General features: G+C 59.5%; 9 protein-coding genes. 5 read left to right on the forward strand and 4 right to left on the reverse strand.

Annotated elements, in window-relative coordinates; translation table 11 throughout:
* Positions 1–202 precede the first annotated feature (202 nt).
* From B7L72_RS15110 to B7L72_RS15130, 5 genes are all read left to right on the forward strand, one after another.
* The gene (locus B7L72_RS15110; RefSeq protein WP_081195313.1) at positions 203–1,069 is read left to right on the forward strand and encodes an NAD-dependent protein deacetylase; all 867 of its coding nucleotides are present in this window, start codon (positions 203–205) and stop codon (positions 1,067–1,069) included.
* Between the two features lie 124 nt (positions 1,070–1,193).
* Positions 1,194–2,687: a protein adenylyltransferase SelO gene (locus B7L72_RS15115; RefSeq protein ID WP_081195726.1), complete on the forward strand. Its 1,494-nt coding sequence runs from the start codon at positions 1,194–1,196 to the stop codon at positions 2,685–2,687.
* Between the two features lie 63 nt (positions 2,688–2,750).
* Positions 2,751–3,797, forward strand: coding sequence for a DNA polymerase IV (gene dinB, locus B7L72_RS15120; protein WP_081136506.1), 1,047 nt, complete (start codon positions 2,751–2,753; stop codon positions 3,795–3,797).
* 127 nt (positions 3,798–3,924) lie between these two features.
* The gene (locus B7L72_RS15125; RefSeq protein ID WP_081195315.1) at positions 3,925–4,737 is read left to right on the forward strand and encodes an alpha/beta fold hydrolase; all 813 of its coding nucleotides are present in this window, start codon (positions 3,925–3,927) and stop codon (positions 4,735–4,737) included.
* An 18-nt stretch (positions 4,738–4,755) separates the two neighbouring features.
* Positions 4,756–5,004: a YkoF family thiamine/hydroxymethylpyrimidine-binding protein gene (locus B7L72_RS15130; RefSeq protein ID WP_016914871.1), complete on the forward strand. Its 249-nt coding sequence runs from the start codon at positions 4,756–4,758 to the stop codon at positions 5,002–5,004.
* Between the two features lie 189 nt (positions 5,005–5,193).
* On the opposite strand, the gene B7L72_RS15135 is transcribed toward B7L72_RS15130, so the two are convergent.
* From B7L72_RS15135 to B7L72_RS15150, 4 genes are all read right to left on the reverse strand, one after another.
* The gene (locus B7L72_RS15135) at positions 5,194–6,903 is read right to left on the reverse strand and encodes an ABC transporter permease (protein ID WP_198517545.1); all 1,710 of its coding nucleotides are present in this window, start codon (positions 6,901–6,903) and stop codon (positions 5,194–5,196) included.
* Complete coding sequence (locus tag B7L72_RS15140; protein WP_081195319.1) at positions 6,903–7,868, reverse strand: ABC transporter substrate-binding protein; 966 nt, start codon at positions 7,866–7,868, stop codon at positions 6,903–6,905. The genes B7L72_RS15135 and B7L72_RS15140 overlap by 1 nt, the downstream gene beginning before the upstream one ends.
* A gap of 68 nt (positions 7,869–7,936) precedes the next feature.
* A complete protein-coding gene (locus B7L72_RS15145) occupies positions 7,937–9,037 on the reverse strand; it encodes an ABC transporter ATP-binding protein (protein WP_081195321.1) in 1,101 nt (366 codons plus the stop codon).
* A gap of 118 nt (positions 9,038–9,155) precedes the next feature.
* The coding region (locus B7L72_RS15150; RefSeq protein ID WP_217806085.1) for an OprO/OprP family phosphate-selective porin at positions 9,156–10,610 on the reverse strand (1,455 nt) is incomplete at its 5' end.

Raw genomic sequence — 10,610 nt, forward strand, 5'->3', positions numbered from 1 at the left:
CGCGCTCGACCAGGCCAACCGACATGCCCGCCTGGCCCAGCCTGGCCGCCAGGGCCGCGCCCACCATGCCGCCGCCAACAATGACAATCTCGTGATCCCACTGCATGAGAGGCTCCTTAATCCGCTATCGAGGGCACATTGCATGTGCTTATATTGTCCTACAGTATCGTTGACTTGTCGCAGTATTGCCTAGGGTGATCCATTGACGCAGGCCGTGGAAAGTGTCGAAAAACGTGAGAGCAGCCAGGTGGCCGGGGAAGCACTGGCCGCCTTTATCAGGCGCTACCCCAAACTCTGGGTGATTACCGGGGCGGGCGTCAGTACCGACAGCGGCATCCCCGATTACCGTGATGCCGATGGCCAGTGGAAACGCCCGCCGCCGGTGCAGCACGGTGATTTCATGAGTTCCTTCGCCGTTCGCCAGCGCTACTGGGCGCGAGCGCTGGTAGGCTTCAAGGCCATGCGTGAAGCCCAGGTGAGCGGCGCGCATCGGGCGTTGGCGAAGCTCGAGGCCATGGGCCATGTGGAGCTTCTCGTCACACAAAACGTTGACCGGCTGCACCAGCGGGCGGGCTCGAAAAAGGTGATCGATCTGCACGGCAGGGCAGACGTGGTCGCCTGCATGGCCTGTGGCTACCAGATGATGCGCCACGCCATGCACAGTGAAATGGCCCGCATGAACCCCGCTTTCGCTGCGCTGGAGGCCCGCCACGCGCCGGACGGCGATGCGGATCTGGAAACCGATTTCTCCACCTTCAAGGTGCTGGACTGCCCGCGCTGCCGGGGCATCCTCAAACCGCAGGTGGTCTACTACGGCGATGTGGTGCCTCCGGCGCGGCGCCTGGCAGCTCAGGAGGCGCTGCAACGTGCCGACGCGGTGCTGGCAGTGGGTACGTCGTTGATGGTCTATTCCGGCTACCGGTTCTGTCGCGATGCCCACGCCATGGGCTTGCCCGTGGCCTCGCTGTCGTTGGGCGTGACCCGCGCCGATGCATTGCTGACCCACCAGTGGCGCGCACCGCTGACGCCGGCATTGGAGCAGGCAGTGGCCTGTTTGCAGCAGGGGTAACACGTGGGCGCCCATGGATTGCCACGCTCACCATGGGGCAAGGCATCGTGCGCCAGGTGATCGCCCATTACTTGAGTAGGCTTAGGGTATTCTGTAGGCCATTCATTGAACAGCGGAGTTGCCCGTGCTGACTTTCGAACACCAGTTCGCCACCTTGCCAGAACCGCTCTGGGCGGCCTGCCAGCCCACGCCCGTGGCGCAACCCACCCTGATCGCATTCAACGAACCCTTGGCCGTGGCGCTAGGCATGCAAACGCGGCCCGACGATGCCACGCTGGCCCAATGGTTCAGCGGTAACCGGCTACCGCCAGGGGCCGAGCCTAGAGCGCTGGGCTATGCCGGGCATCAGTTCGGTAATTTCGTGCCTCAGTTGGGCGATGGCCGAGCGCTGCTGCTGGGGGAGGTGGTGGATCAGCAGGGCCAGCGGCAGGACGTGCAGCTCAAGGGCAGTGGCCGCACGCCGTTTTCACGGGGCGGGGATGGGCGCTCGCCGCTTGGCCCAGTGCTGCGGGAATATCTGGTGAGCGAGTTCATGGCCGCCGTGGGCGTGCCCACCACTCGGGCGCTGGCGGCCGTGACCACGGGGGAGCGCGTGGTACGCCAGATGGCCGAGCCGGGGGCCATCCTGACCCGTGTGGCTCGCAGCCATATCCGCGTGGGCACCTTCCAGTTTGCTGCCGTGCGTCGCGATGAAGCGGTGCTGAAAGCGCTGGCCGACCATGTGATTGCTCGCCACTACCCAGAAACGGCCAATGCTGACGATCCGTACCTTGCCCTGCTGGAAGCCGTTACCGCCCGCCAGGCGGCACTGGTGGCACGCTGGATGAGCCTGGGCTTTATTCATGGTGTGATGAACACCGACAACTGTAGCATTGCTGGCGACACCATCGATTACGGCCCCTGCGCCTTCATGGAGCAGTTCGACCCGCAAAAGGTCTTCAGCTCCATCGATCAGGGTGGGCGCTACGCTTTTAACCACCAGCCGGGCATCGCTCAGTGGAACCTGGCCCGCTTTGCCGAAACCCTGCTGCCGCTGATGCGGGAAGAGGGCGAGGCCATGGTAGAGCAGGCCACCGAGGTGCTTCGCGGCTTTACCGCTCGTTTTGGCGCCGAGCAGCGCCGCCTGCATGCCGACAAGCTGGGCCTTGCCCCGGAAAGCGATCACGCCGTGGCGCTGATGGAGGCACTGGAAACCCAGATGCATCAGGGCCGCATGGACATGACCGCGACGTTCGACGCGCTGACGCACTATGCCAAAACGCTGGGTGCCCAAGCCTTGAGCTCGGACACGCCAGCCCACTCCCAAAAAGAGGCGCTGCTGGCGCTGACCACTCAGCCAGATGGCTTTGCCGCTTGGCTGGCCGACTGGGAAAACGCCCAGCAAGCCAGCCGAAAGAGTGAGCGCCTGGAGGCCATGCGCCGCGCCAACCCAGTGGTGATCCCCCGTAACCACCGCATTCAAGCAGTGATCGACGCGGCAACAGAAGGTGATTTCGAGCCTTTCCACACGCTGCTCGCGGCGGTCACTCAGCCCTTCGATGAAGCGGAAACCGCGCGCCAACTGGCCGCCCCTGCCACGGCCAGTGAGCAGGTGCTGCGCACTTTTTGTGGTACGTGACGGCGGCACACCCTGTGATAAACTGTGCTTTTTTACAGGTAAGGGCGGAGGCAAGGTCGGCCTGTGCGCAAAATCATTCACTGCGACTGTGACTGCTTCTATGCGGCGGTCGAGATGCGCGACAACCCCGCGCTGGCGGAGATTCCCATTGCCATTGGCGGCAGTGTGGCGCAGCGCGGGGTGGTGGCCACCTGTAACTATCCTGCCCGCGCGTTTGGCATCCACTCCGCCATGCCCATGGCCCAGGCGCTCAAACGCTGCCCCCACCTTACGGTGATTCGTGGCGATATGGCAAAGTACAAGGCCGTGGCACGCCAGGTGTTTGCCATCTACCGCGATGTCACCGAACTGATCGAGCCGCTCTCGCTGGACGAAGCCTTTCTGGACGTTTCGGACGTCACCCAGTATCACGGCAGCGCCACCCGCATGGCAGAAGCCATTCGCCAGCGGGTGAAAGAGCAAGTCGGCATTACCGTGTCGGCGGGGGTGGCACCCAACAAGTTTCTCGCCAAGATCGCCAGCGACTGGCGCAAGCCCGATGGGCTGTTTGTCATCACGCCAGACGATATCGATGCCTTTGTGCAGCAGCTCCCGGTGAAAAAAATCCACGGGGTAGGGCCGCGCACCGCTGAAAAGCTGGCCGAACTGGGGATTCAAACGGGGGCGGATCTGCGCGCCCGACCGCTGACCGAGCTGGTGGAGCGCTTTGGTCGCTTCGGCCATCGGCTGCACGAGCTTAGCCACGGGCGAGATGAGCGACCGGTCAAGACCCACCGCGAGCGCAAGTCGATCAGCACCGAACAAACCTACTCTCGGGACTTGCCGACCCTCGACGCCTGCCGCCATGAGCTGCCTGAGCTGATCAGCGACCTGGAGCGCCGCTACGCACGCCTCGACCCGGCCCCCGCCGTGCGCGGGCTGATGGTGAAGGTGAAGTTCAACGACTTTACCCAAACCACCGTCGAACACGCCGACCCGGCGCCCGATCTGGAGCAGTTCGAAACCTTGCTGAACGTGGGCTGGGCCAGAGGCGAACGCCCGGTGCGCCTGTTGGGGGTGGGGTATCGGTTGGCGGAAGAGACGGCTGCCCAGCAGCTCTCGCTGTTTTAATTAGCAGGTTAACCCTTGGGTGGATTGACGGGTACTCGGGCTCGCGTTAAAACAGTCGTATGATAGAGTTCATGTGACAGCCCTTATGTGATCGCCCCCGAACCGCCAGATGACCCACGAGCCCGCCATGCCTGCCGATGCCACCCAGCGCCCCCGTTTAGTGTTTGCCCATGCCAACGGCTTTCCCGGCTTGAGTTACCGCAGCCTGTTAGACCCGCTGGCGGAATCGTTCGATGTTCACCCGCTGGACCGCTTGGGCCACCACCCGGATTACCCGGTGAACCACAACTGGGGCAACCTGGTAGAGGAGCTGTTGAGCTACCTGCCCGACACCGATGCACCGCTCTTGGGGGTGGGGCATTCACTGGGCGGCACGCTGATGGCCATGGCTGCCGACAAGCAGCCGGAGCGTTTTCGCGGTGTGATCATGCTCGACCCGCCGCTGATGCTGGGGCCGGATGCCTGGGCCATGAAAGCGGCCAAACGGTTTGGGTTCATTGACCGTATCACCCCCGCGGGTAAAACCAAGGGGCGGCGCACGGTGTGGCCCAGCCGTGAGGCCATGGCGACCTCGCTGCGGCGGCGAGGGCTGTTTCGTCGCTTTACCCCCGAGGCACTCAACGACTACATTGAAGCAGGCACACGGCTGCTGGACGATGGCAGCGCCGAGCTGACCTTCGACCCGCGCATCGAGCTGGAAATTTTCCGCCACTTGCCGGATCACCTCTCCGGCTTGCCCCAACGGGTAGGCGTACCCGTTCAGCTAGTGGCCGGGCTGGAGTCGCACTTGATGACGCCATCGCGGGTCAAGCGCATCGCCCGCCGGGGGTTGCCGGTCAGTACGGTGCCGGGCACCCACATGTTCCCCATGGAGCACCCGGAGGAGACCCGCTCGGCGATCCTGGTCGCGTGGCAGCAGTTTCAAACAGCGCCGTCATAGGGCGCTCAAGGAGTCGATATGTACCTTTCCGTACAGCTGAGTTACTACCCGCTGGCCGATGATTTCAAGCCCGTGGTGAAAGAGGTCGTCAAACGCCTGGAGGCCACCGGGCTGGAGGTTCATCCTAACCGCATGAGTACCCAGGTATTCGGTGAGTTCGATGAGGTGATGGCGGCACTCGGCGAGGTGATGAAGTGGTCGTTCGAGACCCACGGCAAAGCCGTGTTTACCGCCAACTTTTTGGAAGGTGATCGGCGGCCCCGTTAAATGAAGCCACCGAGCCAAACCAGGCTGGCGCAGCCGTTGTCAAGTTTTCTGGTGCTCAAGGCTTGATAGTTGTGGCTGTTCAATGGCGTCTTCCACTAAGGAGGGCCAAGAGGCTTTTAGATATTTGTTCAATATCTTGAACTTTTCGAACTCGGGTTGTTGCGTGCCAAGCTTAATAAATCAATACCCCTAGCTCGCAGCCGGAAGCTGCTTGCGGCTGAATGCCGTGAGCGCTACCAGCAGTGCTGTAGTGGTAAGAATGGCCACTGCGCTCATGGCCATACCGACCCCGGGAGAGCCCTGCTCAAATTGACCAAAAACGAAGGTTGAGACTGTGCGCATGCCCGCTGGTGCAACCATCAATGAGGCCACTAGTTCGCGGGAAGCAATCGCGAACACCAGCAGCATCGAAACGAGCAAACTGGGTGCCAATGCAGGCAGCAAAATTCGGCGAAACGTCGTGAAAAAGCCCGCACCACAGACTCGTGACGCTGCTTCCAAGCTCTCGCCCATCTGCCGAAAGGCCGCCGAGGCGTAGCGCACCGGATAGGGCAACAGTAGGCATGCGTAGGCTAGTAGTAGCATGGCGCCCGTGTTGTAAATCTGTATCGGCCACCAGCTCTGATTCCATGCCAGAATTAGCCCCACTGCCACCACGATGCCCGGCATAGTATTGGGCAGTAGTGAGAGCAGATCTAGCAGCCCCTTTCCACGCAGATGAGCACGCACCACCAAATAGCCCACCAGGGCACCCAGCACACCGGTCAGCAGTGCTGTTCCGATGGCCAGCCCCAAGCTGGTAGAGAGCGCCTGCAGTGCCCCACCGCGATTGGCGAAGAGTGCCTCGAAGTGACGAAGAGAGAGATTGTCCCAGGCAATTCCACCAGAAAGAGTGCCAGTGAAAGCGGTGGCCAGCACTGCGAGGATCGGTATTGCCACGGCGGCCAGCCCCACTAGGCTAAACAAACCTAGCACTGGCCAACGCCATGGGCCTAGCTCGATACGCTCAATTGGCGCTGGTTTTCCAGTCTGGCTGACGAAAGAACGACGCGTTACCAGCCAGTGTTGTAGGTAAAAGGCCGCCATGGCAAGCATTACCAGCAGCAGTGACAGTACCGCTGCTCCTGGAATATCGATGGGCCAGTCGGCAAAGCGCTCATGGATGCCCGTTACCAGCACTTTATAACCGGCTTGGGCGCCCAAGGTAGCGGGGGTGCCGAACTCTTCAATAGTTAGGGCGAACACCAGCAGCAGACTGGCAGCGATACCAGGGGTTGAAAGCGGCAGCGTGATACGCCAAAAGGCTCTCCAGCCACCCGCACCACTCACTCTTGCGGCAGCAGCATAGCGCCCGCCGATACTCATCATCGTGCGCGATACCGCGAAGTAGACTACTGGAAAAACGTTGAGCACCATCACGAATACAATGCCCGAAAAAGAGAATAGAAAAGCGCTGGCAGAGAAGCCGCTTAACTGCTCGGCGTAACCGCTAGGCTGAAGGGTCAGCATCCACGACAAAGCGGCAATATAGGGTGGAATCATAAAGGGGATCAAAAAGATCAGATCCCAGGCGGCACCGCCGGGTATCCGGGTCAAGGCGCGCAGCGCACCTAGTGGTATGGCAAGTAGGGCGCAGCTCACGACTACGGCAATGCCCAGGCTCAGCGTATTGCCTAGCAGCCCGAGAAGCTCCGGATCCGAGAACAGCGGCACAAACAGGCTGAAGGCCCCGGTTAGCTCGCCACGCGACCAACCGGGGAAAATGGCCTGCAGTAACACGTATAGCAGCGGCAGCCCGACCAAAATCAACAGGGTCGCCGCCGTCAGCAGCATAACAACACCCGCTCCGGTGACACGGGGCAGGTGTTGGGGAAGGCGCAAGTAGAGACGAGCCAACATTAGGTACCTGTGGCCTCACGGAAGTGATTAATAATAGCCTCGCGCTGGGCGTTCATGGCTTCGCTGTCTACATCGATCAACGTCAGCTCTTGGATAGTGGGGCGCAGCGCCTCAATATCGGTGCGCGACGGCATCAGGTAGCGCTCGGCAACACGCGCCTGGCCCTGCTCGGAAAGCACGAAGTCGATAAATTGCTCAGCCTCGTCGGGCATTGAGGTGGATGACAGGATCATCATCGGCCGTGGAGCAATCACCGTACCGCTCTTGGGGAAGATCACCTCAATGGCCTCACCTTCGGCTTGCTGACCCAGGGATATGTAATCCACCGCGCCGAATACCACCGACTTGGCCCCTTGTAGCACCGGATTGAGGGCACGAGCATTGGGGCCGGGCACGATCATACCGTTGTCGGCGAGGTCTGCCATCAACTGCCAGGTGGCCTCCTCACCCATGGCAGTCAGAAGACCGCTTACCAGTTCGAAGGCAGCGCCAGACTGAGCCGGGTCGGGCATGGTTATCTGGTCACGATAGGCCGCACCAGTGAGGTCGCTCCAGTCAGTTGGTTGCGGAACGTCGGTATTGCTGTTCCACACTAAGGCTAGGGCCGAAACCCCTTGAGCGACATAGTGATCGGTCTTGAGAAAGTCGGGCACCGTTTCGGCGTTGGGTGAGAGATACTGATGCAGAAGGCCGTCTTCATGCAGCGACTTGGCGCTGTCCCAGGAGGCGGAGATCACCACATCGGCTAGCGGGTTGGACCGTTCGGACTCCAGGCGAGCCATCACTTGCCCTGTAGTACTTTGGAAGACATTAACCTCAATGCCAGTCTCTTCAGTGAAGTCGTCGGCCAGATTTTCAATCAGAGCACCTGGGCCTACGGAGTAAACGGTCAAGGCACTCGCCGAGGCCAAACCCGGCAGCGCAAACAAACAAGCACCTAGGGTAAGGGGTTTCAAACCGTACATAATAGACTCCTGTTAATAAAAGCAACTTACGAAGAAAAACACATGTTAAAAAAACACGCCCCGTTTGGTCAGGCACTGGCTTTAATGGCTGCGTCTGTGCGTGGTATTAAATCCAGCAGGCGCCCCTCTGCATTCCAGGCGCGCAGAGCGCTGAAGTCGATGTCAATACCCGCTTGGCAGCCCCGCTCCGGTGCATGAGGCGCGTGCAGCTTGATCGAACTACCATCAGCCAGGGTGAGTTGAAGCGACAAGTGCTCGCCCTGGAACAGGCGTCCGGTGATTAGCCCACGCAACACACCGTATTCTGGCGCGCAAAGCCGAATTGCGCGGCGTGGCAAGAGCAGGTGAATATCACCGTGGTGCCCGCAGGCTGCGCCCAGCGGTAGGCTGGCATCGCCAAGTGCCAAACCCTGGTCATTGAGCCGACTACTGAGCAGAGTGCCAGCATCTACGAAATCGGCGATATCGGGCGTGGCTGGTGTATGAAAAAGTGATTCCGGCGAATCAACTTGCTGTAGGCGACCCTGCTGGAGTACGGCAACACGATCAGCTAAGGCAAACGCCTCGTGTTGATCATGGGTAACGAACACTGCCGTCAAATTGAGCTCCTCAATAAGACTGCGAATCTCGAGTGCGAGATTCTCGCGCAGCCCCTTGTCGAGGTTGGAGAGCGGCTCGTCCATCAGCAGTAGCCTTGGCTTGGCAACAATGGCCCGTGCTAGAGCAACCCGCTGCTGCTGGCCGCCAGAAAGGGCGCCAGGTGCACGCTCAGCAAAATCGGCAAGCCCTACTAAAGAAAGCGCCCACTCCACCTGAGGGCGTCGTGCGTTGGCTCTTACCCCTTGCATCTCCAGCGGGAAAGCCACGTTTTGATAAACGCTCATATGGGGCCATAGAGCGTAATCTTGGAAAACCATTCCCAAGCGGCGTTCATCTGGGCTCAGATGACGGCCTGGGGCGGCGACACACTCATTGTCGAGGAGAACCTCGCCTTCATTGACGTCTGACAGGCCGGCAATGCAACGCAGAAGTGTTGTTTTGCCGCAGCCGGAGGGCCCTAGCAAAGCCAGCACCTCACCTCGCGGTAAGGCTAGATCAATGCCATCAAGCGCGACAGTATTGCCAAAGCGCTTGTGTAGGCGTTTGATTTCGAGTGCATGAGTGGACATTACAGACTCTTCTCTCGCATAGACACTCAACCGTAGCACGGAAATATGTCAGTGATGTGACATGCGGATATTGGATATATTCGGGCGCTTCCCTGTGCCCAAACCGTCGTATCAGTGATCAGAACTCGTACTGCAAACGAGCCCCCAATACCCAGCTGTCCCACTCTTTTACGCCATCATCAAGACTGGTGTCGCCAGCTTCTGCATCGATATACATTAGATTGAATTTGGCGATGATTTCAGGCTGCATGTACCAGTTGAGACCCAGAGTCCAGTGATCCACCTGCTGCTTGCCGCGAGGGGCGTGATGATCTGTATGATCCGCAGTAGCGTAGCGACCGAGCAATTCAAAAGCGCCCCAGTTACCCTGTGACGGGCTAAAAGGCCGATTGGGTGTGATGCGTCCAAAATCACCGCTAAATGCGCGGTAGTTACGCGATTCACCGGTAAGAAAAACTCCTGCCTGGGCGTACCAGCCATCCATGGTCATACTGTCCACTTCTCCTTGGGAGAAGTTGGGGTCGTTAACGTCACGGTTGAGATCTTGGCGAATGTATTCTGCCTGAACCGAAAATGGGCCATGACCAGCAGCGAACTCTAGGTTGCTAGTAGTGAAATCGCTAACAGCCTCCATGTCGCGACGGCCAATAATGCGTCCGTCTACGGCACGTGTACCAAGACGGCTGCGCATACGTACATCTTCATATTCGCCGCTGTCCTCATCGCGAGCGTTCTTACGGTAGTTACCAGAAACGCCAAGATGTAAAAAAGCATTGTCTTCGTTAACAGGAGCAATGCTTGCTCGACCAGAAAGGGCATAGCCTTCGGAAACTTCACGGTTGCTACCTACTCCGTCACCGCCAAAGGCACCGATAGCCCCATACCAGTCTGGCTGCAGCGTCTCGTACATAACACCAAGGTTTCGACTGGGTCGATAGGCATCAATGGGAGTTGCCCGTTCAAGGAACGATATACGACGTGAACTGGTGGAACTTTCCAAGCTAAAAGGCTCTTTGAAATGCCCAAACGCCAAACGCCCGTTATCCATTAGATAAGCAATATAGGCGTTGGCAAAGCGCACCTCTTCGTCGCGGAAATCCGCCTCCAGCTGCCACTCCCAGTTATCGTGGAAAAGACCCAAGGCACCGAGGCGGGCACGCCGAATGATGGTGCCTGTCTTGCCCAGATTACCTTCGCCAACTCGGTGGTCGTCGGTGGTATCATCATTGTCATCTACATATGCCGTATCAAGCATCAAGCGACCTCGGATACGGAAGCGGTCACTACCGTCAGCGGTCTCAACACCAAAACGACGCACCTGGACATTAACGTCATCCTGCTGCAAGCCTTCTTGTGGTTCGTACTGTAGACCGTCATCACGGGTCGGTTGCTGGGCAGCGGCCTGGTTGGCCTGGGATTCGGCACGCAGCTCATCGACATCCTGCTGGGTGAGTACACCACGCTCAAGTAGACGCTCCAACAGAGCGTCCTCGTTAGCAGTCGCTATTGAGGAAACAGAAATGCCCGCTAGGGCCGTGAACATAGCCACGGAATGGGCTAGCAGCCTGTCGGT

The organism is Halomonas sp. BC1 (assembly GCF_002078135.1).
GTDB lineage: Bacteria > Pseudomonadota > Gammaproteobacteria > Pseudomonadales > Halomonadaceae > Vreelandella > Vreelandella stevensii.

Excerpts from the sequence above, each read along its gene's own strand:
- B7L72_RS15125 (WP_081195315.1), top strand. The coding sequence starts at position 3,925 with ATGCCTGCCGATGCCACCCAGCGCCCCCGTTTAGTGTTTGCCCATGCC.
- B7L72_RS15130 (WP_016914871.1), top strand. The coding sequence starts at position 4,756 with ATGTACCTTTCCGTACAGCTGAGTTACTACCCGCTGGCCGATGATTTC.
- B7L72_RS15135 (WP_198517545.1), bottom strand. The coding sequence starts at position 6,903 with ATGTTGGCTCGTCTCTACTTGCGCCTTCCCCAACACCTGCCCCGTGTC.
- B7L72_RS15140 (WP_081195319.1), bottom strand. The coding sequence starts at position 7,868 with ATGTACGGTTTGAAACCCCTTACCCTAGGTGCTTGTTTGTTTGCGCTG.
- B7L72_RS15145 (WP_081195321.1), bottom strand. The coding sequence starts at position 9,037 with ATGTCCACTCATGCACTCGAAATCAAACGCCTACACAAGCGCTTTGGC.